At 71.5% G+C, this 24,393-nt stretch carries 24 protein-coding genes and 1 tRNA gene; 11 read left to right on the top strand and 14 right to left on the bottom strand.

Annotated elements, in window-relative coordinates; translation table 11 throughout:
- The first annotated feature begins 233 nt into the window (after positions 1-233).
- From AV521_RS22770 to AV521_RS22760, 3 genes are all read left to right on the top strand, one after another.
- Positions 234-320: transfer RNA gene (locus AV521_RS22770), tRNA-Leu, on the top strand.
- A gap of 162 nt (positions 321-482) precedes the next feature.
- Positions 483-1,655 (top strand): 4-hydroxybenzoate 3-monooxygenase, encoded by a 1,173-nt coding sequence (locus AV521_RS22765; protein ID WP_076090338.1) that lies wholly within the window; start codon positions 483-485, stop codon positions 1,653-1,655.
- Between the two features lie 187 nt (positions 1,656-1,842).
- Entirely contained in the window at positions 1,843-2,703 is an 861-nt protein-coding gene (locus tag AV521_RS22760; RefSeq protein WP_076090337.1) for a Bax inhibitor-1/YccA family protein, read from the top strand.
- 60 nt (positions 2,704-2,763) lie between these two features.
- Here the strand turns inward: AV521_RS22760 and AV521_RS22755 are convergent, their stop codons facing one another.
- On the bottom strand, positions 2,764-2,994 hold the full coding sequence (locus AV521_RS22755; protein WP_067045839.1) for a DUF4287 domain-containing protein: 231 nt from the start codon (positions 2,992-2,994) through the stop codon (positions 2,764-2,766).
- Between the two features lie 99 nt (positions 2,995-3,093).
- Here AV521_RS22755 and AV521_RS22750 point away from each other — a divergent pair, with 99 nt between their 5' ends.
- A complete protein-coding gene (locus AV521_RS22750; RefSeq protein ID WP_076090336.1) occupies positions 3,094-3,405 on the top strand; it encodes a hypothetical protein in 312 nt (103 codons plus the stop codon).
- Positions 3,406-3,439: 34 nt separating this feature from the next.
- On the opposite strand, the gene AV521_RS22745 is transcribed toward AV521_RS22750, so the two are convergent.
- The 3 genes from AV521_RS22745 to AV521_RS22735 all read right to left on the bottom strand — a co-directional run bounded on the left by AV521_RS22745 (position 3,440) and on the right by AV521_RS22735 (position 6,978).
- Positions 3,440-4,240, bottom strand: a complete 801-nt coding sequence (locus AV521_RS22745; RefSeq protein WP_076090335.1) for a hypothetical protein — start codon at positions 4,238-4,240, stop codon at positions 3,440-3,442.
- A 283-nt stretch (positions 4,241-4,523) separates the two neighbouring features.
- The gene (locus AV521_RS22740) at positions 4,524-5,744 is read right to left on the bottom strand and encodes an acetyl-CoA C-acetyltransferase (RefSeq protein ID WP_076090334.1); all 1,221 of its coding nucleotides are present in this window, start codon (positions 5,742-5,744) and stop codon (positions 4,524-4,526) included.
- A gap of 169 nt (positions 5,745-5,913) precedes the next feature.
- Complete coding sequence (locus AV521_RS22735) at positions 5,914-6,978, bottom strand: SGNH/GDSL hydrolase family protein (protein ID WP_179023314.1); 1,065 nt, start codon at positions 6,976-6,978, stop codon at positions 5,914-5,916.
- 160 nt (positions 6,979-7,138) lie between these two features.
- Between AV521_RS22735 and AV521_RS22730 the strand changes: the two genes are divergently transcribed.
- Positions 7,139-8,527, top strand: a complete 1,389-nt coding sequence (locus AV521_RS22730) for a cystathionine beta-synthase (protein WP_076090332.1) — start codon at positions 7,139-7,141, stop codon at positions 8,525-8,527.
- Positions 8,528-8,962: 435 nt separating this feature from the next.
- Here AV521_RS22730 and AV521_RS22725 read toward each other — a convergent pair whose 3' ends face one another.
- The 5 genes from AV521_RS22725 to AV521_RS22705 are packed head-to-tail and all read right to left on the bottom strand — an operon-like array spanning position 8,963 to position 12,719.
- Complete coding sequence (locus tag AV521_RS22725; protein ID WP_076090331.1) at positions 8,963-9,388, bottom strand: hypothetical protein; 426 nt, start codon at positions 9,386-9,388, stop codon at positions 8,963-8,965.
- Positions 9,389-9,438: 50 nt separating this feature from the next.
- Positions 9,439-10,371, bottom strand: coding sequence for an ABC transporter substrate-binding protein (locus AV521_RS22720; RefSeq protein ID WP_076090330.1), 933 nt, complete (start codon positions 10,369-10,371; stop codon positions 9,439-9,441).
- A gap of 11 nt (positions 10,372-10,382) precedes the next feature.
- Entirely contained in the window at positions 10,383-11,045 is a 663-nt protein-coding gene (locus tag AV521_RS22715) for an ABC transporter permease (protein WP_076090329.1), read from the bottom strand.
- Position 11,046: 1 nt separating this feature from the next.
- The gene (locus AV521_RS22710; protein ID WP_076090328.1) at positions 11,047-11,688 is read right to left on the bottom strand and encodes an ABC transporter permease; all 642 of its coding nucleotides are present in this window, start codon (positions 11,686-11,688) and stop codon (positions 11,047-11,049) included.
- Positions 11,685-12,719: an ABC transporter ATP-binding protein gene (locus AV521_RS22705; RefSeq protein WP_076090327.1), complete on the bottom strand. Its 1,035-nt coding sequence runs from the start codon at positions 12,717-12,719 to the stop codon at positions 11,685-11,687. Before AV521_RS22705 ends, AV521_RS22710 begins: the two co-directional genes overlap by 4 nt.
- A 142-nt stretch (positions 12,720-12,861) precedes the next feature.
- Here AV521_RS22705 and AV521_RS22700 point away from each other — a divergent pair, with 142 nt between their 5' ends.
- The 3 genes from AV521_RS22700 (at position 12,862) to AV521_RS22690 (ending at position 16,064) form a co-directional block, all read left to right on the top strand.
- On the top strand, positions 12,862-14,460 hold the full coding sequence (locus tag AV521_RS22700; RefSeq protein WP_179023312.1) for an aromatic amino acid ammonia-lyase: 1,599 nt from the start codon (positions 12,862-12,864) through the stop codon (positions 14,458-14,460).
- The gene (locus AV521_RS22695; protein ID WP_256725653.1) at positions 14,457-15,377 is read left to right on the top strand and encodes a MurR/RpiR family transcriptional regulator; all 921 of its coding nucleotides are present in this window, start codon (positions 14,457-14,459) and stop codon (positions 15,375-15,377) included. Before AV521_RS22700 ends, AV521_RS22695 begins: the two co-directional genes overlap by 4 nt.
- A 93-nt stretch (positions 15,378-15,470) precedes the next feature.
- Complete coding sequence (locus tag AV521_RS22690; protein WP_179023310.1) at positions 15,471-16,064, top strand: hypothetical protein; 594 nt, start codon at positions 15,471-15,473, stop codon at positions 16,062-16,064.
- A gap of 148 nt (positions 16,065-16,212) precedes the next feature.
- Here AV521_RS22690 and AV521_RS22685 read toward each other — a convergent pair whose 3' ends face one another.
- From AV521_RS22685 to AV521_RS22665, 5 genes are all read right to left on the bottom strand, one after another.
- Positions 16,213-16,587, bottom strand: coding sequence for a hypothetical protein (locus tag AV521_RS22685; protein WP_076090325.1), 375 nt, complete (start codon positions 16,585-16,587; stop codon positions 16,213-16,215).
- Between the two features lie 20 nt (positions 16,588-16,607).
- A complete protein-coding gene (locus AV521_RS22680; RefSeq protein WP_076090324.1) occupies positions 16,608-17,099 on the bottom strand; it encodes a roadblock/LC7 domain-containing protein in 492 nt (163 codons plus the stop codon).
- Between the two features lie 31 nt (positions 17,100-17,130).
- A complete protein-coding gene (locus tag AV521_RS22675; RefSeq protein ID WP_076090323.1) occupies positions 17,131-17,931 on the bottom strand; it encodes a hypothetical protein in 801 nt (266 codons plus the stop codon).
- Positions 17,928-18,311, bottom strand: coding sequence for a hypothetical protein (locus tag AV521_RS22670; RefSeq protein ID WP_076090322.1), 384 nt, complete (start codon positions 18,309-18,311; stop codon positions 17,928-17,930). Before AV521_RS22670 ends, AV521_RS22675 begins: the two co-directional genes overlap by 4 nt.
- A gap of 179 nt (positions 18,312-18,490) precedes the next feature.
- Positions 18,491-19,897: a diaminopimelate decarboxylase gene (locus AV521_RS22665; protein ID WP_076090321.1), complete on the bottom strand. Its 1,407-nt coding sequence runs from the start codon at positions 19,895-19,897 to the stop codon at positions 18,491-18,493.
- A 137-nt stretch (positions 19,898-20,034) separates the two neighbouring features.
- On the opposite strand from AV521_RS22665, the gene hutU reads away from it, so the two are divergent.
- The 3 genes from hutU to AV521_RS22650 all read left to right on the top strand — a co-directional run bounded on the left by hutU (position 20,035) and on the right by AV521_RS22650 (position 24,382).
- A complete protein-coding gene (gene hutU, locus AV521_RS22660; protein WP_076090320.1) occupies positions 20,035-21,699 on the top strand; it encodes a urocanate hydratase in 1,665 nt (554 codons plus the stop codon).
- Positions 21,700-21,845: 146 nt separating this feature from the next.
- Positions 21,846-23,048, top strand: a complete 1,203-nt coding sequence (locus AV521_RS22655) for an allantoate amidohydrolase (protein WP_179023308.1) — start codon at positions 21,846-21,848, stop codon at positions 23,046-23,048.
- A complete protein-coding gene (locus AV521_RS22650) occupies positions 23,045-24,382 on the top strand; it encodes a formimidoylglutamate deiminase (protein WP_076090318.1) in 1,338 nt (445 codons plus the stop codon). Before AV521_RS22655 ends, AV521_RS22650 begins: the two co-directional genes overlap by 4 nt.
- Positions 24,383-24,393: the final 11 nt, after the last annotated feature.

Below are 24,393 nucleotides of genomic sequence, written 5' to 3'. Positions count from 1 at the left end.
GTGTCGAACGGCGTCCAGAACGGGTGGTACACCCTCGTTCGGACGGTGAAATTCCGTCATTTCACGTACGGGCGTATCCACGCAGCGCCACGCTGTTGGCAAGTGCGGACGGCTCGTTCCATGGGCTGATGCACCCTCAGACGTCAATAAAATAAGACAACATCGGTCCGCCCTTCCGCTGTTCGGGGGATGCGTCCCGATAGGCTCGAACCTCGAAGCGGAGCCCATGGCCTGCCCGGATGGTGGAATGCAGACACGGCGAGCTTAAACCTCGCTGCCCCTTCGCGGGCGTGCCGGTTCAAGTCCGGCTCCGGGCACCAACCGCGCCTTGGCCGCAGCCCTACCCATTGACATCGGATACCCCCCGGCGCAGACTCGGCCCACCGATGAGTGAAAAAAATTTCACCAGACGAACAGAGGGAGACCAGGAAATCCCGGAACCTCAGTCTGAGGCAGTGACGCCGCGGGAAGGGACAGAGTCGATGCGCACCACCGTCGGGATCATCGGAGCGGGACCGGCCGGACTGCTGCTCGCGCGGCTGCTGCACCGCGCCGGCATCGCCTCGGTCGTCCTGGAGAGCCGCGACCGCGCCTACGTCGAGCACCGCCAGCGCGCCGGGGTCCTGGAGCAGGGCACGGTGGACGTGCTGCGCGAAGTCGGCGCCGGCGAGCGGATGGACCGGGAGGGGCTGCGGCACGACGGCATCGAACTGCGCTTCGACCGCCGCCGTCACCGCGTCGACTTCCCCGGCCTGACCGGCGGCCGGTCGGTGATGGTGTACGCCCAGACCGAGGTCTGCAAGGACCTGATCGCCCTTCAGCTGAAGGAGGGCGGACCGCTGCTGTTCGAGGCGGAGGTGCTGTCGGTCGAGGGCGCGGACGGCGACCGGCCGCGCATCCCGTTCCGGCACCAGGGCCGCGAGGACGTGCTGGAGTGCGACTACGCCGTCGGCTGCGACGGCTTCTGGGGTGTGGCCCGGGGGGCCTTCCCGGCCGGCCTCTCCCGCGCGTTCGAGCGGACGTACCCCTACGCCTGGCTCGGCATCCTCGCCGACGTCGCGCCCTCGCACGACGAACTCGTCTACGCCCGCCACGAGCGCGGCTTCGCCCTGCTGTCCATGCGCTCCCCGTCCGTCTCCCGCCTCTACCTCCAGGTGCCCGCCGGCACGGACGCCGACGAGTGGACCGACGACGCGATCTGGTCGGAACTGGAGCGGCGCTTCGAGGCCGACGACTGGCGACTGGAGCGCGGCCCCATCACCCACAAGTCGGTCACGCCCATGCGGTCCTTCGTCCACGAGCCGATGCGCCACGGCCGCCTCTTCCTCGCCGGCGACGCCGCCCATATCGTCCCGCCGACCGGCGCCAAGGGGCTGAACCTCGCCGTCGGTGACGTCGTCACCCTCGCCCGTGCCCTGGTCCACGAGAGGGACACCGGCTCCCCGGCCCTCCTCGACTCCTACTCCGCGACCTGCCTGCGCCGCGTCTGGCAGGCCGAGCGGTTCTCCTACGACATGACGACGATGCTCCATCCGGCCCCGGACGGTACGCCTTTCGACGCCCGCCTCCAGCGGGCCCGGCTGGAACGGATCGCCTCCTCCCGCGCGGCCGAGACCGAACTGGCCGAGGCGTACACCGGGTTTCCGCTGGGGTAGCGCCACATCTCGGTCGCGTAGCAGGTTTGTCATGGAACGCGATCACCCTTGGCCGGGAATCGCCGGTACGCGTAGCGTGTTGGAGAGCACGGCAGGGGAAAGATCCTCCTCAAGTATCATGGTCGGTCCTTTGCCAATCCATTACTCTTGACGCCAAGGCTGCGCACGGCAGCCATGGAGGAGTGAAATGAGGAGCAGTAACCCGGTCTTCTCGCGACGGGGGTTCAGCCGCGACAACGGCTACGCCGGCTTCAACACCGCACCGCAGGCCGGGTACGCACAGGGCAACCCGTACGCGCAGAACCCCTACGCCCAGAACCCGTACGCGCAGGGCGGCGTCCAGTACGGCGCCCCGCCGCAGGCTCCGGTCACCACCGACCGGATGACCATGGACGACGTCGTCGTCCGCTCGGCCCTCACGCTCGGCACCGTCGCCGTCGGCGCCGTCCTCGCGTGGGCGCTGCTGCCGGTCTCGACGACGAGCTACGGCCTGGCCATCGGCTCCGCGATCGTCGCGTTCGTACTGGCGATGATCCAGAGCTTCAAGCGCACCCCGTCGCCCGCGCTGATCCTCGGGTACGCCGCCTTCGAGGGCGTCTTCCTCGGTGTCATCAGCGAGATGTACAACAGCCGCTGGAGCGGCGCCCCCTTCCAGGCGGTGCTCGGCACCATGGCGGTCTCGGCCGCGACCCTCCTGGTCTACAAGGCCGGCTGGATCCGCGTCACCGCCCGCTACGCCCGCGTCGGTATCGCCATCGCCATGGCGTTCATGGTGGTCATGGCGGTCAACCTGCTGCTGGTCGCGTTCGGCGTCGCCGAGAACGGCGGTCTGCGCAGCTTCGGCCCGCTCGGCGCGCTCGTCGGCATCATCGCGATCCTGCTCGGCGCGTTCTTCCTGACCCTCGACTTCAAGCAGATCGAGGACGGCATCGCCTACGGCGCCCCGCGTAACGAGTCCTGGCTGGCCGCGTTCGGCCTCACCATGACCCTGGTGTGGATCTACGTGGAGATGCTGCGGCTGGTGGCGATCTTCACCAACAACGACTAGCGCACGCGCCGGCCGTGATGTGAGGAGGGCCCCGGGTTGCGACCCGGGGCCCTCCGTCGTCTAGAGCAGCTTGCGGGCTGCCCTCCTGAGGTCGTACTCATGGACGATCGCCTTCGCGTGACCGTACGCGAGGTCGTACTCGTGCCGGAGCCAGCTGACCTTCTCCTCGAAGCGGACCAGGGCGGGGCCTTCTTCTACGGTGCGCAACCAGTCGGAGACTTCACGACCGGTGCAATGGGGGATGCGGGCGAGCAGATTGCGGTGGGTCTCCTCGGAGAAGAGTTGGGACATCGGCGCCTCCGAACGCAAAGGGGATGTAAGCCGGTCCTTCACGTCACCGTGCCTGAGCGTTCGCGTATTGGCAACAGTGCGGCACGTTACGCTCGGCGCGTGGTTGATACGACGCCCTTGACCCAAGCAGTGGATCACTTTGCCGACCGATTGCGGGCTGCTCCGCAGAGTCGGCTGCAGAGAGGGGCCGCGGCCGAGGCTCTGACGCTGGCCAGGGAGTTGGTTCGGCGGGCACAGGCCGTTGAGGAGCCGGGGGCCGAGCCCCGGGAGATGCCGGATGCCGGGATGTTCGCCGTCGCTGATCAAATCCTCGTGGCCGCGCATGATTTGGCGGTGGTGTTGCGGAGTGAGGATGAGGTCGCCGAGGCGGTGCGGGTGGTGGAGGAGGCGCGGGAGAGGGCGGGGGTTTGAGTCGGCTGTTCCCCGCCCTGTGTCCTCGTGACCGTCACAGTGACGCTATGACCCTGTCGGCCAGGATGTAGACCGTGTCCTCGCCACAGGCGAAGGTGAGGGTGTAGGCGCCGGAGATGCCGGAGCCGCCGAGGAGATAGGGGGCCTCGCCTGCTTCCACGGCTGTTGCCAGGCGTTCGGCGGTCTCACGGTGGCCCGGGGTCATGCACAGGGTGGTGCCGTCGGCGAAGACATAGACGTCGAGGGTGCCGAGCGGGCCCGGGCGGACGTCGGAGAGCTCGATGCGGTCGGCGGCCAGCTGCTCCAGCGTGGTCACCGTGCGCTCGTGGTCGTTCACCGCCGGGGACTGCACCGGGACGAAGTCGGGGTGCGAGGGGTGGCGGCGGCGGGCCGCGGCCAGTTCCGGGGACTCACCCCCAGCGGGGGTACCCCCGGCGAACTCGTCGGTGTCGGCGCTCGGCTCGGACACCGGCTCCAGTCCGACGAAGTCGCTCTGCCGGGGCAGGAACAGGTCGGCCTCGGGCAGGCCCAGCAGGGACGGGGAGTCGGAGGCGTCACGGGACTCCTGCGCGGCCCAGAAGGCACGCGCCTCGGCCAGCTCCCGCTCCCGCTCCTCGGCGAGCGCCTCGGCCACGGCCGCGCGTATCTGGTCGGCGTCGGCGTGGGTGCGGGCGCTCGGCAGCAGGGCACGGGTGGTGGCCGCCTGGTTGTAGGCGAGCTGCTGCTGCAGATCCGTCAGCTGGCGGCGCAGCTTCAGGACAGTGCGCAGGACGGCGACGCCCACGGCGCCGGTGGCGACCGTGGTGAGCAGCAGGGCGATCGGCATGGCGCTCACTGACGTACTCCCGGTTCAAAGTCGACCCCCGACTTCCTACATCAGCTTGAAGGGCGGACTAAGCAGCTGTCAGTGCGTAACGTCACGAAACGGACAGGACTTTGGGTTCGTGATGTTGTTGCGTACCGCGCTGACCTGCCCTGACCTGCACTGATGGGTGCAGCGAGCGAGATAGGTCACATCCTGGGGGAGATTGGATCACGAAAAGGCCCGGAACCTCGGGGATTCCTCGGTTCCGGGCCGGTTCCTGACGGGACGTGCCCGTCACGCTACGGAGGGTGGGTCAGCTGAGGCGCTCGATGACCATCGCCATGCCCTGGCCGCCGCCGACACACATCGTCTCCAGGCCGAACTGCTTGTCGTGCCACTGCAGGGAGTTGATGAGCGTGCCGGTGATCCGGGCGCCGGTCATGCCGAAGGGGTGGCCGACGGCGATGGCACCGCCGTTGACGTTCAGCCTGTCGATGTCGATGCCGAGGTCCCGGTAGGAGGGGATCACCTGGGCGGCGAAGGCCTCGTTGATCTCGACCAGGTCGATGTCGTCGATGGTGAGGCCGGCCCGCCGGAGCGCCTGCTTGCTCGCCTCGACCGGGCCGAGGCCCATGATCTCGGGGGAGAGGCCGGAGACACCGGTCGACACGATGCGGGCGAGCGGGGTCAGGCCCAGCTCGCGGGCCTTGGTGTCGGACATGATGACGACGGCCGCGGCGCCGTCGTTGAGCGGGCAGCAGTTGCCGGCCGTGACCAGGCCGTCGGGGCGGAAGACCGGCTTCAGGCCCGCGACGCCCTCCAGGGTGACGCCGGCGCGGGGACCGTCGTCCTGGCTGACGACCGTGCCGTCCGGGAGGGTCACCGGGGTGATCTCGCGCTCCCAGAAGCCGTTCTTGATGGCCTGCTCGGCCAGGTTCTGCGAGCGGACACCGAACTCGTCCATGTCCTGGCGGGTGATGCCCTTGGCACGGGCCAGGTTCTCCGCGGTCTGGCCCATCGCGATGTACGGGTCGGGCAGCAGGCCGTCCTCGCGCGGGTCGTGCCAGGTCGTGCCCTCCTGCTGGGCGACCGCCTCGGTACGGGCCTCGGCCTCGGCGAACAGCGGGTTGTGCGTGTCCGGGAGGCCGTCGGAGCTGCCCTTGATGAAACGGGAGACCGTCTCGACACCGGCGGAGATGAAGACGTCGCCCTCGCCGGCCTTGATGGCGTGCAGGGCCATGCGGGAGGTCTGCAGGGACGAGGAGCAGTAACGGGTGATCGTGCAGCCCGGCAGGTGGTCCATGCCCATCTGCACGGCGACGATCCGGCCGAGGTTGTGGCCCTGCTCGCCGCCGGGGAGGCCGCAGCCGAGCATCAGGTCGTCGATGTCCCGGGGGTCCAGCTCGGGGATCTTGGCAAGCGCGGCCTGGATGATCGTGGCGGTCAGGTCGTCGGGGCGGAGATCCTTGAGGGAGCCCTTGACGGCGCGGCCGATGGGGGAGCGGGCGGTCGAGACGATGACGGCTTCGGGCATCACGGCTCCAGTGGACGGTGTTGTTCTCGGGCAGGGCCGTCTGGGAAGTTACCCGCCCGTATGAATCAGGTCACTGGTGTTGCGGTGTGACACTGACCGCAATTGTCTAAGCGCTTGCTTTTCCGTGCCTGTCGTACCAAGAGGTGCTGGGGGGCGGAGCCCCAGACGGTCACACCGACGGGCGTGCGGGCTCGGCCTCCGGTACCCGGCGCCGCCGCCTCCGCTTGAGCAGCGCCCACGGTCCCCGCGGCCCCGTCGGCATCGCCGCCGTGACCTCCGTGCCGGCCTCCGAGGCCGCCTCGGCCGCGGCGCGGGCGACGGGCAGGAAGCCCTCGCGGCGGGAGACGTCGGGACGTTCCTCCTCCGCCGGCCACAGGCCCAGTGCCGCGCACACCGTCGGCAGTACGGCCATCGCCGCCGTCGCGTAGCCCTCCGCCGAGGGGTGGTAGTTGTCAGGGCCGAACAGCTCCCGCGGGTTCGCCTCGAACTCGGGGCCCAGCAGGTCGCCCAGCGACACCGTGCGCCCGCCCTGTTCCACGACCCCGATCGTCTGGGCGGCCGCCAGCTGCCGGGAGGCCCGCCGGGCCAGCCAGCGCAGCGGCTGCTGCACCGGCTCGATCGTGCCGAGGTCGGGACAGGTGCCGACCACCACCTCCGCACCGGCCGTGCGCAGCCGTCGTACCGCCGCCGACAGATGACGTACCGAACGGGTCGGTGGCATCCGGTGCGTCACGTCGTTCGCGCCGATCATGATCACGCAGATGTCGGGGACGGGTGAGGACGCGGAGAGGACGAGGGCCACCTGGCGGTCCAGGGCGTCGGACTGGGCCCCGGGCTGGGCGACGTTCCGCAGTTCCACGGGGCGTTCCGCCACCGCCGCCAGTCCCGAGGCCAGCAGTGCGCCCGGTGTCTGCCCCGCCCGGTGCACGCCCTGCCCGGCCGCCGTCGAGTCGCCGAGCAGGGCCAGGCGGAGAGGTGGTTCATCAGGGACGCCGTACGCGACACCGCTCCCCCCGCTCCCGGCTCTGTCCGAGCGAGGCGATTCCCATCCGTACAACCCGTCGGCCACCGGGACGCGGCCGCTGCTGCCGTTGCCCACGTGGCGGCGGGCCAGCCGTACCTCCGCCAGCAGCACGCCGACCGCGGCCGCCCCGATCAGCCCGGCCCCGCCACCGCCGTACGCCGCTCCGGCCGCGATACGCCGGGCCACTCTCGCCCTCGACATGCTCGTCATGCGTCGCCGCCACCTCCTCGTAGCCGGTACATCCACTCCTTGCCCCGTACAGCCCGTACGCCAATCTCAACGAGGAGTGAACGGCCGCCTCCGCCGCACAGCTGGCCTTAGGCTGGCGACACCACTACGACCACATCTTTTGCAGCAACCGGAGACAACGGTGCAATTCCACGACTCGATGATCAGCCTCGTCGGCAACACCCCGCTGGTGAGGCTCAACAACGTGACCAAGGGCATCCAGGCGACCGTCCTGGCCAAGGTGGAGTACTTCAACCCGGGCGGCTCCGTGAAGGACCGTATCGCCCTGCGCATGATCGAGGCCGCCGAGCAGAGCGGGGAGCTGAAGCCGGGCGGCACGATCGTGGAGCCGACCAGTGGCAACACCGGTGTGGGGCTGGCGATCGTCGCCCAGCAGAAGGGCTACAAGTGCATCTTCGTCTGCCCTGACAAGGTCTCCACCGACAAGATCAACGTGCTGCGCGCGTACGGTGCCGAAGTGGTCGTCTGCCCGACCGCCGTGGACCCCGAGCACCCGGACTCGTACTACAACGTCTCCGACCGGCTCGTCCGCGAGACCCCGGGCGCGTGGAAGCCCGACCAGTACTCCAACCCCAACAACCCGCTCTCGCACTATCACTCGACCGGTCCCGAGCTGTGGGAGCAGACCGAGGGGAAGATCACCCACTTCGTGGCGGGCGTGGGCACGGGCGGGACCATCTCCGGCACCGGCCGCTATCTGAAGGACGCCAGCGACGGCAAGGTCCAGGTCATCGGCGCCGACCCGGAGGGGTCCGTCTACTCCGGCGGCTCCGGGCGGCCCTACCTGATCGAGGGCGTCGGCGAGGACTTCTGGCCGACCGCCTACGACCGCACCGTCGCCGACGAGATCGTCGCCGTGTCCGACAAGGACGCCTTCCAGATGACCCGCCGCCTCGCCAAGGAGGAGGGTCTGCTCGTCGGCGGCTCCTGCGGTATGGCCGTCGTGGCCGCGCTGCGCGTCGCCGAGCGGCTCGGGCCCGACGACGTCGTGGTCGTGCTCCTGCCCGACAGCGGCCGCGGCTACCTCAGCAAGATCTTCAACGACGAGTGGATGGCCGACTACGGCTTCCTGGAGGACGAGGGACCGAGCGCCCGCGTCGCCGACGTCCTGAACTTCAAGGCGGGCGCGACCATCCCGTCCCTGGTGCACATGCACCCCGAGGAGACCGTCGGACAAGCCATCGAGGTGCTGCGCGAGTACGGCGTCTCGCAGATGCCGGTCGTCAAGCCGGGCGCCGGCCACCCGGACGTGATGGCCGCCGAGGTCGTCGGGTCCGTGGTGGAACGGGAGCTGCTGGACGCCCTGTTCAACAAGCGCGCGTCCCTCGACGACCCGCTGGAGAAGCACATGTGCGCCCCGCTGCCCCAGGTCGGCTCCGGCGAGCCGGTCGGCGACCTGATGTCCGTGCTCGGCTCGGCCGACGCGGCGATCGTCCTGGTCGAGGGCAAGCCGACCGGCGTGGTCAGCCGGCAGGACCTGCTGGCCTTCCTGGCCAAGGGCGGGAAGTAGCGGCGAAGTCCCGGTGAACTGGGGGTTCACGGCAGCCACTTGAGGTGAGGCGGGGTTCGCGGAAGTGGTACGAGCGCGTCACGTGCGCGCAGCACCCGCTTAACACGGGTCCGGCACATTAGTGGGTGTCGGCAGGGGCGGGAGCGGCTCCCCGCCCAGGCCGGCGCCGAACGGCGCCAAGGACCTCCGGAGCGGCTCCCGGACCTCCATGGACGCCATGGACGCGCAAGCCCGGCCCTGACCCGGCCCGCGTCCCTCGCGGGGACCGCCGTCGTCCCGCCCCCCGGCAACGGGGGTGCGGCGGTCCCCGCGACAGTCTTTTCGGCCGGCATGTGGGTTCGCCGGTGCCGGCACGCCGTCGCCTGTGCCACCAGCCCGCCCCGGCACGTCGGCCTGGGCCGGATCATGGTCGTGCCGATCCGGCAGGCGTGCGGCTCAGCCGTCCTCGCGGGAGCGGTCGCGGCGGCCGCCGAGCAACTCCGGGTTGAGCCGTACCGCCTGGGCGAAGTTGACGCCGACGATGCCGACCCAGGTGGCGATCGTCCCGGTCGTCCCCGCGATGCCGCCGCCGACGGCGGTCAGCGGTATCGCCAGGACCAGCGAGATGATGGCGAACCCGAACCGCTCCGGCCAGGTGTCGGCGTCCTTCGGGCGCCGGGTGCCGCGCGCACTCGCCATCTGCTGCTCGGCCAGATGCCGCCGCACCCGGCGGTCCACCGCGTCGTCGATCCGCTGCTCGACCTTCTCCAGGAAGGAGTCGACCAGCGCCGGCTCGTACTCCTCGCCCAGTTCCCTGCGGGTCTGGAGGGTGGCGTCGAGTTCTTTCCTCAGGTCGGTGTCCCGAGGGTCCAGTGCGCTCATGAGAGCCACACTAAGGAGCGCTCATGCCCTCCGCACTGGGGACAACCCCCCTACTTCACCAGTCCGTGCTGCCTGGCATAGGCGTCGGCCACGTCCGCGGGGTCCTTCTTGTCCTTGTCCACCTGCCGGTTCAGCTCGGTGAGCTGGGCCGTGGTCAGCAGGTTGCCCAGCCTGGCGAGGGCCTTGCGGACGGTGTCGTCGGCCTTGCGGTCGGCGATGAGCGGGACGATGTGCTGGCTGGGGATGAGGTGCGCGGGGTCGGTGAGCACCACCCAGCCGTTGGCCTGGATGTCGGTGTCGGTGGTGAAGAGGTTCGCCACGTCCACGTCGCCCTTCTGCAACGCGCCCTTGACCAGCGGCCCGTCGGAGTCCAGCGACTTGAACTCCTTGAACTCCACGCCGTACACGTCCTGCAGGCCGACCGCGCCGACCTGCCGCTTCTTCACCTCGGGCGCGGCGCCGATGACCAGCTTGCCGTTCTGCTTCTTCAGGTCGGCGAGGGAGGTCAGGCCGTACTTCTTCGCGGTTTCGCGGGTGACGACGAAGGCGTCGGAGTCCTCCGCTATGCCGTACGGCAGCACCTGGAGTCCGGCCGGAAGGGCCTGGGTGAGGGTGTTCTGCATCTCGCCCGATTCGGTGGGCGTGGCCTTCGGGTCGAGGTAGTTGAGCAGGGCGCCTTGGTACTCGGGCAGGAGGTCGATGTCGCCGCCCCTGAGGGCGGGGATGACGATCTCGCGGGTGCCGAGGTTGGGTCGGACGGTCACCTTCACGCCGGCGCCCTTCAGGGCGGCCGCGTAGAGGTAGCCGAGCACCTGGTTCTCGGTGAAGTTGGCCGTGCCGATGGTGACTCCGCCCTTGCTGGAGCCACCGCCGCCGGTGCCGGATCCCTGGCCGTTGAGGGAGGTGATGCCGCTCGCGCAGGCGGAGAGGGCGGGGACGGAGGCGACCGCGAACAGGCCGCCGAGGACAGTACGACGATGCATTTCGAAGATCCCTACGCGGTGCGGTGGCGGAAGAGGAAGCGCTGGAGGCCGGCCAGGGCCACGTCCAGGACGACGGCGACCGCGGCGACCAGCACCGCGCCGCCGAGCACCTGGACCAGGTCGCGCTGGGCGAGGCCGTCGAAGACGTAGCGGCCCAGGCCGCCGAAGGACACGTACGCGGCGATGGTCGCCGTGGCGACCACCTGGATCAGGGCGAGGCGCAGGCCTGTCATGATCAGCGGCAGCGCGAGCGGCAGTTCGACCTGGAACAGGACCTGGTGGCCCCGCATGCCCTGGCCGCGCGCCGCGTCCTTCACGTCCGGGTCGACGGCGGTCATGCCGGCGTAGGTGTTGGTGACGATCGCCGGGACCGCGAGGGCGACCAGCGCGACGTACACCGGCAGCATCGACAGGCCGCCGGCCAGGAACACCAGCACGACCAGGCCGACGGTCGGCAGCGCTCGGCCGAAGGAGGCGAGGTTGATCGCGATGAACGCGCCCTTGCCGGTGTGGCCGATCAGCAGGCCGAGCGGGAGGCCGATGGCGGCGGCGATGAGCGTGGCCAGCAGGGAGTACTGCAGGTGTTCGGCGAGGCGGTGGGCGATGCCGTCGGGGCCGGTCCACTGGGCGCCGCTGGTCAGCCAGGCGCCGAGGTTCTTCAGGAGCTCGTACATCTCAGGCTCGCCTCCTGGTCCAGGGGGTGAGGGCGTACTGGACGGCGACCAGCGCCGCGTCGGCGACGACGGCGAGGAGCAGGGTGAGGACCACTCCGGCGATCACCGGGGTCGGGAAGTTGCGCTGGAAGCCGTCGGTGAAGAGCTGGCCGAGGCCGCCGTCGCCGATGTAGGTCGCGACGGAGACGAGGGAGATCGACATGACGGTGGCGATACGGACGCCGGCGAAGATCACGGGGAGCGCGAGGGGGAACTCGACGGTGAGGAGCGTGCGCAGGGGACGCGTGCCCATCGCCTTCGCCGCCTCCTTGACCTTCACGGGGACCGAGTCGAGGCCCTCGACGGTGTTCCGCAGCAGGACGACCAGGGTGTAGACGGTCAGGCCGGTCACGGTGGTGGTGCGGGTCAGGCCGCTGACCGGCAGGAGGAGTACGAAGATCGCGATCGACGGGATCGTGAAGAGGACGTTGGACGCGCCGAGCAGGAAGCCGCGCAGCCGGGGGATCCGGTGGGCGACCACGGCCAGCGGGAGCGAGATCAGCAGGCCGAGGGCGACGGCCGTGAGCGCGGCCTGGAGGTGGGAGAGCGTGAGGGTGGTGAGGTCGTCGGTGTGGGCCGATATCCAGGACCAGTCGATCGTCATGCGGCCACCCGCACTTCGGCGTGGGCGCGCCCGGCATGCTCGTGGATGTCGTCGCGGGAGGAGACTCCGGTGAGGACGCCGTCGGCGTCGACGCGGGCGATCAGACCGGTGAGCGAGGCGACCGACTCGTTGAGGGCGGAGAGGAGGGAGTCGGTGTCCCTGAGCGGGCGGACCGGGAGCTCGGCGTTCTTCGAGGCCCAGTGGAGCGGCTTGTTCCGCGCGTCGAGTACGAGGGTCCAGGCGCCGCCTTCGGGTGCCGGGCCCTGCGGGACGTCGGCGAGGGTCTTCAGGGACAGCAGCTTCAGTCCGCGCTCGGCGCCGAGGAAGTCGGCCACGAAGTCGTCGGCCGGGCGGGCCAGGAGTTCGGCGGGCGGGGCCCACTGGACCAGATGGCCGCCGGTGCGGAAGACCGCGATCCGGTCGCCGAGCCGGACGGCCTCGTCGATGTCGTGCGTGACGAAGACGATGGTCTTGCTCAACTCCTGCTGCAGCCTGAGCAGTTCGTCCTGGAGCTGGGTGCGCACGACCGGGTCGACGGCGCCGAACGGCTCGTCCATGAGCAGCACCGGCGGGTCTGCGGCGAGGGCGCGGGCGACGCCGACCCGCTGCTGCTGGCCGCCGGAGAGCTGGTGCGGGTAGCGCTTGCCGGCCTCGGCGGCCAGGCCGACGGTCTCCAGCAGTTCGGCGGCGCGGGCCCGGACCTTCTTCCGGTTCCAGCCGAGCAGCAGCGGGACGGTGGCGATGTTGTCGAGCACCGTGCGGTGCGGAAAGAGACCGGCCTGCTGGATGACGTAGCCGATGGAGCGGCGTAGTCCGGCCGCGTCCTGCCGGGTGACGTCCTTGCCGCCGACGCGGATCGTGCCCGAGGTCGGTTCGATCATCCGGTTGATCATCCGCAGGGTGGTGGTCTTGCCACAACCGGAGGATCCGACCAGGACGGTGATGCCGCCCTCCGGCATCTCCAGGTTGAGGTCGTGGACTGCTGTGGTGCCGTTGGGGAAGCGCTTGTGGACCGCATCGAACTGGATCATGAGATGTCCCTTGCCCGGCTGTATAACGTCATGCAGAGTTCTTGGTGTGTGAATAGCTTGTCAACGGGTCGACGTTAATCCGCTGTAACGGATGACCGAAGGGCAAGATCAGATGTCCGGGTTGAGGGGAGTTTTGGGCGTGATGTCGTCTCGCATTGTGGACGCACCGCAGTCCGTTCCATCCGCGCACGCCGCGACCGTGGTCCTGGACGGATTCGCACTCGGCGTCGAGGACGTCGTCCGTCTCGCCGACGGCACCGCGCATCCGGTCCCCGAGGCCGACGCGATGCGGCGCGTGGAGCACTCCTGGAACGCCGCCCGGCAGATCGCGGCCACCGGGCGCGTCTACGGCCGCTCCACCGGCGTCGGCGCCAACCGGAACGAGGACGTGCCCACCGAGGCCGCCGCCGGACACGGCCTGCGCCTGCTGCGCAGCCACGCCGGTGCCATCGGCGAACAGCTCCCGGCCCGCCAGGTGCGCGCGATGCTCGCCGTCCGCGCCAACCAGCTGCTGGCCGGTGGCGCCGGCCTCAGGCCCGGTGTGGTCACGGCCCTGTGCGAGGCGCTGGAGACGGGCGCGTATCCGGTGGTCAACGAGTTCGGCTCGGTCGGCACCGGCGACATAGCGGCCCTGGCCCAGGTCGGGCTCGCGCTCGTCGGCGAGCACCCCTGGCGCGGCGCCGGCGCCCCCGCGCCGCAGCCCCTCGACAACAACGACGCCCTCGCCCTGATCAGCAGCAACGCCCTCACTCTTGGCCAGTCCGCGCTCGCCCTGCACGAACTGCGCGGGCTCATCGGCGCCACCCAGGTCGTCGCGGCGCTGTCCCTGCTCGCCGTCGACGGCTCCCACGAGGCGTACGCCGCCCCCGTGCACGCCGCCGGCCCGCACCGGGGCAGCGCCGAGGTGGCCCGGCGGATGCGGGAGCTGATCGGCGCCGCCGACCGGCCGACCCCGCCGCCGGGGCCTCTCTGTCGGGTCAGGCCGGCTTCGGGCGACGGTGCCTCTCGGCCGACCCCGGCAAGATCCGAAAGAGAGGCTCCGGGCCGGATCCAGGACCCGTACGGCTTCCGCTGCCTGCCCCAGATCCACGGCCCCGCGCACGACGCCGCCGACGCCCTGGAGCAGGTGCTGGCCGTGGAGATCAACGCGGCCGCCGAGAACCCGCTCATCGCCCCCGAGGACCTCGCCGCCTACCACCACGGCGGCTTCTACCAGGCCCAACTGGCCCTCGCCCTGGACCACTTCAGGCTCGCGCTCACCCAGGTGGCCCGGCTCTCGACGTCCCGCCTGTCCACGCTCAACGAGCCCGCCTACAGCCGGCTGCGTCCCTTCCTCGCCGACCATGAGCCGGCCTCCTCCGGCGTGATGATCCTGGAGTACGCGGCCGGAGCCGCCCTCGGTGAGCTGCGGGCCTTCTCCGCGCCGGCCTCGCTCGGCCACGCTGTACTCTCCCGGGGCGTCGAGGAACAGGCGAGCTTCGCCTCGCTGGCCGCGCGGCAGACCCTGCGCGCGTGCGGTGCGTATCGTCTGGTGGTCGGCTGCGAACTCGTCTCCGCCGTCCGCGCGCTGCGCCAGCGTGACCTGCGGCCCGACCCGGGGCTGCCGGCCGGCGAGGCGTTCGCGCTCGCCGAGTCGGTCCTCGACGCCGACCCGGCCGACCGGCCGCTCACGGACGACGTGACGCAGGCGGCCGTACTGCTCGACCGGTTCACGGACATCTGGAGGGGGAGCACGTCATGAGCGTGGACAGGAGTACCGGTGTGGCCTCCGGCGAGACGTCGGAGGCGGCGGCCGTCGCCTTGGGCGGTCTCACCTCAGGTGTGACGGACAGTCCCGCGAACCGGCTGCAGGCGCTGTTCGAGGGTCACCGGCTCACACCGACCCAGCGCCGGATCGCGCACAGCATGGTGCGGCGGGCCGCCGACGTGCCCTTCCTGTCCAGCGTGGAGCTCGCCGAACTGGCCGGGGTCAGCCAGCCGTCGGTGACCCGGTTCGCCGTCGCGCTCGGCTTCGACGGCTATCCGGCGCTGCGCAGGCATCTGCGTGAGGTCGTACCGGCCGAACCGGCCGCCGAGGCGGGTGCCTTCAACGAGTACCAGCAGGCCGTCGAGGCCGAGATCGAGAACCTGAGGCACCTCGCCGACCTGCTCGCCGACCCGCGCCCGGTGCAGAAGGCCGGCCGGATCCTCGCCGCCTCCCGTCCGCTGCCGGTGCTCGGACTGCGGGCGGCCGCCTCCCAGGCGTACGGCTTCGCCTACTTCGCCGCCAAGGTCCACCCGGACGTCCGGCTGCTCAACGAGGGCGGCACGATGATCCAGGACCGGATCGACGCGGCCGTCCGCGCGGGCGCCTCCGCGCTGCTGTGCTTCGCGCTGCCCCGGCATCCGCGCGAGGTCGTCGACACCCTCGCCTACGCCAAGGACGTGGGCCTGACGACGGTCACGGTCGCCGACTCCGCGTTCGCGCCGGTCGCCAAGTACTCCGACCTGCTGCTGCCCGCCGCCGTCGGCACCGGGCTCGCCTTCGACACCGCGTGCGCTCCGATGCTGCTCGGACGGGTGCTGCTGGAGGCGCTCTGCGACGACCTGCCCGAGGCGCAGGCCCGGCTGGAGGAGTTCGACGCGAAGGCGGTGGCACGGGGCCTGTTCGTGGAGTGACCTGCCTGCGCGGGCGCTCTCAGACTCGTCTCACGTTCGCTCGTTAGCGTGCCCGGCCGGGAGCACTGAGGCGGAACGACGAGGAGGCGGGTCGTGGTGCGCGGAGTACGCGGAGTACAGGGCCTGGCCCGGGTGGCCGTCGTCGTACGGGCCGGGGCCGCACCGCTGTGGTGGTCCGGGGTGTGCGCCGCGGGGGTCGGGGTGCTGCCGCCCGGGGTGACCGGCCGCCGGATCGGGGTGCTCGCCGGAGCCGTGCTGTTTCTGGTCGGCGCGGCGGTCGTGGCGCTGGTGCGCCGGGGCCGGTACGCCGCCCTCGCCCGCGGCGCGGCCCGCGCGGGCAAGTACGACGTACTGCAGGACCGGGCGGTGACGGTGCGCACCTGGCGCCGGGGACACCGCTGGTGGCTGCTGCTGGCCTTCGCCGTCGCGCTCGGCTCGTCCTTCGCGGTGCCCGTGGCCGGCGGCCTGCTGCTGGCCGGACTCGGCACCGGGCTGTGGCTGAAGGCCGCCTGGCTCGGGCGGCGCGAGCGCGCCGAGGAGACCCTGCTGTGGGTGCGCGTCGACTGGCTCGACCGGCGCGGCGGGCGCCCGGCCGGCAAGGACGTGAAGGGCCTGCGCGGTACGGGCACAGCGGCCGGCGACGCGGCCCCGGGCGGAGCCCGCCGCCGTACCGCAGCGCCGGTGTAGGGCCTGCCCGGCGGATCAGGTCGCGGGGTATCGACGGCGCCTCATCAGCGCAGGTGAGCGTGAGGGAGTGCCGGCAACCGACGACAACGCCGCCGGGGGTGCCCCGCGTCCGCGACGGGATCCGCCAGGACCGGCCCTGGGCCAGGTCCTAGACCTCCAGGGCCTCCTCGATCCGCTTCAGCTGGTGCCGGGCCATCGCCAGGTTGGCCCGGGACGAGTCGAGGACCAGGTAGAGGAACAGGCCGTTGCCGCCGCGGCCCTTGAGCAGGCGGATCAGGTGGTACTGGTCCGAGAGGGTGATCAGGACGTCCTCGATGTCACCCTTGAGGCCCAGCATCTCCATCGTGCGCATCTTGGCGCGGATCACGTCCGTGTTGCCGGCGGCGGCCACGTTCATGTCGAAGCTCTTGCTGCCGCCCAGCGTGCCCAGCGCCATCCCGCTGGTGTAGTCGACGAGTGCGACGCCGGTGGCGCCCTCGATGGAGGTGAGGGCTTCCTTCAGCGCGGTCTCGGAGTTGGCCATCGTGGTTCCTCTCGAAGTGTTCAACTGTCGGTTGCGGTGCGCGCCTCGGCGGTCGTCGTGCGGGGCGCGCGCGTGGTGCGGGGGCGTGCGGGGGTGGTCCTGCCGGTCCGGCGGGCGGCCCTGGAGGCCTCCTCGGCGGCGTCGAGCAACTCCCCGATGCGGGCGCCGGACCTGCGGCCCTCCAGGTGCAGCCGGCCGACATTGACCCGGTCCTGGGCCAGCAGGGTCAGTACGGCGGTGCGGCCGGCCGCGTAGGTGGCGACATAGCCGCGCTCGCCGCGCACCAGCAGCTCCCGGAAGCCGCCGTGCCCGGTGGCGTCGGTGACCCGTAGGGCGACGCCGAGCGCGGCGGCGGTGAGGGCGGCGAGACCCTCCGGGTCGACTCCGGGGGTGTCGTGGGCGACGACGAGTCCGTCGACGCCGGCCGTGAGCGCACCGGTGAGCTGCGGCACCCGGCCGCGCAGCCGGTGCAGCTCGTCCAGGACGGTCCGGAGGTCCTCCTCGGACACCATCAGCTCTCTCCTCTCGGCGGGGCGGTGCCGTTCAAAGCGCCTCCAGTGCATCCCTGAGCCTCTTCAGCAGCGCGATGTCGGGGTCGGTGACCGGGGGTGGGGGCGGCGGGGGAGGTGCCGTGCCGGCGGGTGTCAGCGGGACGACGTGGCCGGCCGCCGCGAGCCGGCGCACGTCGACCAGGGTGTGAAAGGCCTGCCGGCCCAGGTTCCGGGCGATCCCGGTGGCCGTGCGGACGCCGTCCACGCGGTCCAGGACCGCTCGCTGGCGGGGCGTGACGGGCACGGCCGGCGCCGGGTCGGCGCGGATCAGCGGGGCGCTGTCGGCGGCCGGGTCGCGCCACAGCCGGTGCAGCAGCAGACGGCGGCGCAGCGTCTCGCGTTCCAGGGCGACGACCGGCACCGAGGGCAGCGGGCCGACGCGGGGTGTGTGGTCGTAACGGAAACGGCCCGGGGCGCTGCTCGGGGCCAGTGCGAAGTACCCGGCGTCGTACACCGCGTCCAGCTGGCACAGCTCCAGCGCGCCCGCGGGTAACAGCCCCGAGTCCAGCAGGAGTTCGGCGGCGTGCAGCGGGCCGGCGGCCCGGGCTGCGGCCCGCTGCCAGGCGGCGGTCGCGAGGGTGCCGTGAGCCGTGAGGAGCACATCGAGACCGGGGGCGAGCGGGCTTTCGGCGTGCACCACCCGGCCCTCGGCGAGATACAGGGTGCCGTGCTCGCGGACCAGGACGCCGGTGGCCCGCTCCTCGGCCAGCCGGGTGAGCATCGGCGACAGCGCCCGGCCGGCCGACTTGTCCCGCACCGGCAGGGGCGGCGGAGGTATCTGCGCCACGGTCATCCCAGCACCAGCCGGGCCGCCATCTCGCCGAGCCGGATCCGGGCGAGCGCGAGGTTGCCCTCCTCACGGCCGAGCCACAGATGCAGGAAGACGCTGCTGTCGAACGACGTGTCCACGAAGCGCAGCAGGTGGTAGCTGTCGTGATTGCTGACGATCACGTCCTCGACGGGCGGCTGTCCGTCACCCTGGGCCGCGAAGGCACCGTGCTCGGCGGCCATCCGGGCCAGTTCGGCGGCCTCGGCGGCGGTCGTCTCGTGATCGCCGCCGGGGGCCTCCCCGACCGTGCCGAGGGCCAGTCCGCTCGTCCAGTCCACCAGCGCCGCTCCCCGGGCACCGGGCAACCGCATCGCTTCCAGCAGGCACTCGTCGATTCCGGGCACCGTGGCTCCCCTCCCGCCTGGGACTCCGGCTGAGTGACAGCGACACTACGCAACGTGCGCACGAGAGGTGAGGCCTTTGGCATTTTCCAGTGGAACATGCGTCCGGCGTACTAGTGTGGGTCAACTGGCCTGTGTGGCAGGGGAGTTGATCCATTTGTTCGACGGCTGCCGGTGGTGCGTCAACGGCTCCCGGACACCCTCAGCGTGGTGAGTGCGCCCGCATGCGCCCCTCCGGACTCCGCCACCACCTCGGCGACGGTCTGCGGTTCCCGTACGGCCGCGAAGGCCACGCCTCCCGCACCGTCCGGCGCGAAGCCGTAAATGCCGGGCCGGACAAGGGAGTTGTAGGCGTAGTGGTGGGCGAAGTAGTACGCGCCCGTGTCCAGCGCCGCCGCGTAGTCGCCCTGTTCCAGTGCGGGCAGCACGCGCGCCTCGGCCAGCAGGTCGCCCGAGAAACAGGCCGGCCCGGCCACGTCCTGCACCACCTCCGGCCCCGTCCTGGGCCGCCCCTTGGCGTCGTACGCGGCGATCCTGAGCGGCCACGCCTCGGGCGCGTACACCGTCCGCGTCGCCACCTGCACGCCCGCGTGCGTCACCGCGATCCGCCGCCCGCCCGTGCTCTTGGCGTACTCCACCCGCGCCACCACCGTCCCGTGCCGGGCCATGAGCGACCGCCCGAACTCGGTCACCAGCCCGTACCGCCCGTCGAACAGTCCCGGCACCTGATCGGCCAGCACGCGCGCGTACTGCTCGTACGTCGGCGCCGCCACCTCCGAGGAGAAGTCCACCGACAGTCCGCCGCCGATGTCGAGCGTGTCGACCTGCCGCCGCCCGGCCCGCGCGTTGATCTCCTCCGCGAGCGCGTACGTCTCCGCCACGCCCCGCGCCAGCAGTGGCATCGGGATGCCCTGCGAGCCGGTGTGCGCATGCAGCCGGGTCAGCCACGGCCGCTCCAGGAACGCCCGCACGACCCACTCGCGCGCCCCCTCGTCGCGCAGGCCGACGCCGAACTTGGAGGTCGCCGTCGCCGTGGAGGTGGCCCCGATCGAGCCACCGCCGATCTGCGGGTTGATCCGGATGCCGAGCGGAGACCGGAGAGGTGTCGTGGGGGCACCTCCCACGCCTTCAGGGCTGTGGGGGCGGACCAGGGAGTCGAGCCGGTCCAGCTCCTGCGGGTTGTCCGCGTTGACCGCGATGCCCAGCGCCAGCGCCTCGCGCAGCTCGGCCAAGGTCTTCGCGGGCGCGTCCAGCACCGTCCGCTCCGCCGGCACCCCGGCCGCCCGCGCCAGCGCCAGCTCGCCCGGGCTCGCCACCTCCGCGCCGAGGCCCGCCTCGTGCAGCAGCCGCAGCACCGGCACCAGCGGGGTCGCCTTCACCGCGAAGGCGTGCAGCACCGGCGTCCCGGACGGCACGACGGCGTCGAACGCCGCCCGCAGGGCCGCCGCCGACTGCTGGATCCCGGTCACGTCCAGCAGCCCCAGCACGGCGGCGTGCGGACCCAGCAGTCCCTGCTCCACGGCGGCGCGCACCGCCTCGTCCCGCCGGGCGGCGCGCTCCTGTGCCTCGGCCTCGATGTCCCGCTCCACAGCCTCTCCCCTCGTTCCGCCTCCGGTACATCCAGCCAAACACCGACGGCGCGCGAACAGGGTCGCTCCGATGTATTGACTAGTTCTATTCAGACCTACAGGATGTGAATAGACGTAGTAACAGGAGGAGGCAGACGATGTCGGGACCCCGCCCCGTACGAGCACCGCGTGGCACGGAGCTCAGCGCCCTGGGATGGCAGCAGGAGGCCGCCCTGCGCATGCTGCAGAACAACCTCGACCCGGAGGTCGCGGAGCACCCCGACAAGCTCGTCGTCTACGGCGGCACCGGAAAGGCCGCCCGTGACTGGCGCTCCTTCGACGCGATGGTGCGCACGCTCAAGGGCTTGAAGCAGGACGAGACCATGCTGGTCCAGTCCGGCCGCCCGGTCGGCGTGATGCAGACCCACGAGTGGGCCCCGCGCGTCCTCATCGCCAACTCCAACCTGGTCGGCGACTGGGCCAACTGGGAGGAGTTCCGCCGCCTGGAGGCCCTCGGCCTGACCATGTACGGCCAGATGACCGCCGGCTCCTGGATCTACATCGGCACCCAGGGCATCCTCCAGGGCACCTACGAGACCTTCGCCGCCGTCGCCGCGAAGAAGTTCAACGGCACCCTGGCCGGCACCATCACGCTCACCGCCGGCCTCGGCGGCATGGGCGGCGCCCAGCCTCTCGCCGTCACCATGAACGACGGCGTCGCGATCTGTGTCGACTGTGACCCGCGCGCCATCGAACGCCGCATCGAGCACCGCTACCTCGATGTGAAGGCGGACTCGCTGGACCACGCGCTCCAGCTGGCGGTGGAGGCGCGTGACGCCCGCCGTCCGCTGTCGATCGGCGTCCTCGGCAACGCGGCCGACCTGGTCCCGCAGCTGCTCGCGATGAACGCCCCCATCGACATCGTCACCGACCAGACCTCCGCCCACGACCCGCTGTCCTATCTGCCGGTGGGCGTGGCCTTCGAGGACATGGCCGACGCCGCCGCCAAGGACCCGGCCGGCTTCACCACGCGGGCGCGTGAGTCCATGGCGAGGCACGTCGAAGCCATGGTCGGCTTCATGGACGCCGGCGCCGAGGTCTTCGACTACGGCAACTCGATCCGCGGCGAGGCCCAACTCGCCGGATACGACCGGGCGTTCGCCTTCCCCGGCTTCGTCCCCGCGTACATCCGCCCCCTCTTCTGCGAGGGCAAGGGCCCGTTCCGCTGGGCGGCGCTGTCCGGTGACCCCGCCGACATCGCCAAGACCGACAAGGCGATCCTGGAGCTGTTCCCGGAGAACGAGTCCCTGGCCCGCTGGATCAAGATGGCCGGCGAGCGCATCCACTTCCAGGGCCTGCCCGCGCGGATCTGCTGGCTCGGCTACGGCGAGCGCGACAAGGCCGGCGAGCGCTTCAACGACATGGTGGCGAGCGGTGAGCTTGCCGCTCCGCTGGCCATCGGCCGTGACCACCTCGACTGCGGCTCTGTGGCCTCTCCGTACCGCGAGACCGAGGCCATGCTCGACGGGTCCGACGCGATCGCCGACTGGCCGCTGCTGAACGCCATGGTCAACGTGGCCTCCGGGGCGTCCTGGGTGTCCATCCACCACGGCGGCGGCGTGGGCATGGGGCGGTCCATTCACGCCGGCCAGGTGACGGTGGCCGACGGTACGAAGCTGGGTGGCGAGAAGATCCGGCGCGTGCTGACCAACGACCCGGGCATGGGCGTCATCCGGCATGTGGACGCCGGGTACGACATCGCGGAGTCGGTTGCGGCCGAGCGTGGTGTCCGGGTGCCGATGCGTGAGGGTGGCGAGGCGTGACCCAGGATGCAGGCGGGCACAGCGGCGACTCTCCGGTGGGGGCTGAGACCTCGTCGCCGGGTGCCGGTTCGGCTGTGCCCACCCGCCCCCGGTCTCGGCTTCGGAACGACTGCCCACAGCCTGTACCTGGTGCCTCGTTCCAGGAGATGTGGCGTGAGCTGCTTCCCATCGGTCGGCACTCCGACTCCGGCGGCTACCGGCGTTACGCCTGGACCGGGGCCGATGGCGAATGCCGGGCCTGGTTCAAGCAGCAGGCCGAGGACCGCGGGCTGGCGTACGAGGTCGACCGGAACGGGAATCAGTGGGCCTGGCTCGGGGATCCGGCCGCCGGGGATGCCGTCGTCACGGGGTCGCATCTGGACTCCGTGCCGGACGGCGGGGCCTTCGACGGGCCTCTCGGAGTTGTGTCCTCCTTCGCCGCCCTGGACGAACTGCGCGGCAGGGACGTGCGGTTCAGCAGGCCGCTGGCCATCGTCAACTTCGGTGACGAGGAGGGCGCCCGGTTCGGGCTCGCCTGCGTCGGCTCACGGCTCACCGCGGGGCAGCTGACCGTCGAGCAGGCGCATCGGCTCACCGACGGGGACGGGGTCACGCTCCCGCAGGCCATGGAGGCCGCCGGGTACGACCCCGAGGGCATCGGGGCCGATCCGGAGCGGCTGGCCCGGATCGGTGCCTTCGTCGAGCTGCACGTCGAACAGGGCCGTGCGCTGGACCTGTCCGGCGACCGGGTCGGCATCGCCAGTGCCATCTGGCCGCACGGACGCTGGCGGTTCGACTTCCGGGGCGAGGCCAACCACGCCGGCACCACCCGGCTGGTCGACCGGCGTGACCCGATGCTGTCCTACGCCGAGACCGTGCTCGCCGCCCGCCGCGAGGCCCGGCTCGCGGGCGCCGTGGCCACCTTCGGCAAGATCGCCGTGGAGCCCAACGGGGTCAACGCGATCCCCTCCCTCGTGCGCGGCTGGCTCGACTCCCGCGCCGCCGACCAGGACACCCTGGACACGGTGGTCGGCGGTATCGAGAAGGCGGCCCGGGAGTACGCCGACGCCCACGGCGTCGACCTGGACGTCGTCCGGGAGTCCTTCACCCCGGTCGTCGAGTTCGACCACGCCCTGCGCGACGAACTCGGCCGCATCCTCGGCAAGGGCACCGACCTGACGGTGCCCGTCCTCGGGACCGGGGCCGGACACGACGCCGGAATTCTCTCCGGCAGCATTCCGACCGCCATGCTGTTCGTGCGCAACCCCTCCGGTGTCTCGCACTCCCCGGCCGAGTTCGCCGCCGAGGACGACTGCGTGGCCGGGGTGCACGCGCTCGCCGACGTACTGGAAGGGCTGGCCTGCAGGTGACCACGCGGACCTACTGGTTGGAACACGCCTGGCTCGGCACGAACGTCGAGCCGGGCGTCGCCCTCGCCGTCGAGGACGGGCGGATCAGCGCCGTCCGCACCGGCGTCCCCACCCCGCCGCCCGGCGCCGAGGTGCTGCGCGGGCTCACACTCCCGGGGCTCGCCAACGCCCACAGCCATGCCTTCCACCGGGCGCTGCGCGGCACCGTCCAGGTCGGCAGCGGCACCTTCTGGACCTGGCGCGAGGCGATGTACTCCGTCGCCGACCACCTGACCCCCGAGACCTACCACGCCCTGGCCCGCGCGGTGTACGCCGAGATGGCCCTGGCCGGCATCACCTGTGTCGGCGAGTTCCACTACGTGCACCACGCGCACGGCGGCACCCCCTACGCCGACCCCAACGCGATGGGCGAGGCGCTGATCGCGGCCGCCGCCGAAGCCGGTGTCCGGATCACCCTCCTCGACACCTGTTACCTGTCCTCCGGCTTCGGCGAGGCCCCCGACATCCACCAGCTGCGGTTCTCCGACGGCAGCGCGGAGGCCTGGGCCGAACGCTGTGCAGTTCTCAAGGAGCGGGATCACGCGCGGATCGGGGCGGCGATTCACTCCGTACGGGCCGTGCCGGCGGACCAGTTGGCGACCGTGGCCGGGTGGGCGGAGCGGCGGCGGGCCCCGCTGCATGTGCACCTATCGGAGCAGACCGCCGAGAACGACGCCTGCCTCGCCGCCCACGGCCGCACACCCACCCGGCTGCTCGCCGACCACGGCGTCCTCGGGCCGCGCACCACCGGTGTGCACAACACCCACCTCACGGACGAGGACATCGCCCTGCTCGGCGGCTCCGGCACCGGCACCTGTATGTGCCCGACCACCGAGCGGGACCTGGCCGACGGCATCGGCCCGGCCGTCGCCCTCCAGCGGGCCGGCTCCCCGCTCTCCCTCGGTTCCGACAGCCACGCCGTCATCGACCTGCTCGAAGAGGCGCGCGCGATGGAGCTGAACGAGCGGCTGCGCACCCGCACCCGGGGCCACTGGACGGCCGCCGCCCTGCTGCGGGCCGCCACGGCCGACGGCCACGCCGCCCTCGGCTGGGACGAGGCGGGCACCCTGAAGGCCGGCGCCCTCGCCGACTTCACGACGATCGCCCTCGACTCGGTCAGGACAGCGGGGCCGCTGCCCAGGCTGGCCGCCGAGACAGCCGTATTCGCGGCGACCGCGGCGGACGTACGGCACACCGTCGTGGGCGGCCGGCAGGTCGTACGCGACGGGGCGCACACCCTCGTACCGGACGTGCCGCAGGCGCTGTCGGCCGCCGTCGAAGCCCTGCGCGGCTGAACCCCATCGCC

This window comes from Streptomyces sp. IMTB 2501 (assembly GCF_001953885.1).
Taxonomy (GTDB): Bacteria; Actinomycetota; Actinomycetes; order Streptomycetales; family Streptomycetaceae; genus Streptomyces.
Note: the sequence above shows the minus strand (reverse complement) of the source record. Positions and strands in the feature narration are given on the sequence as shown.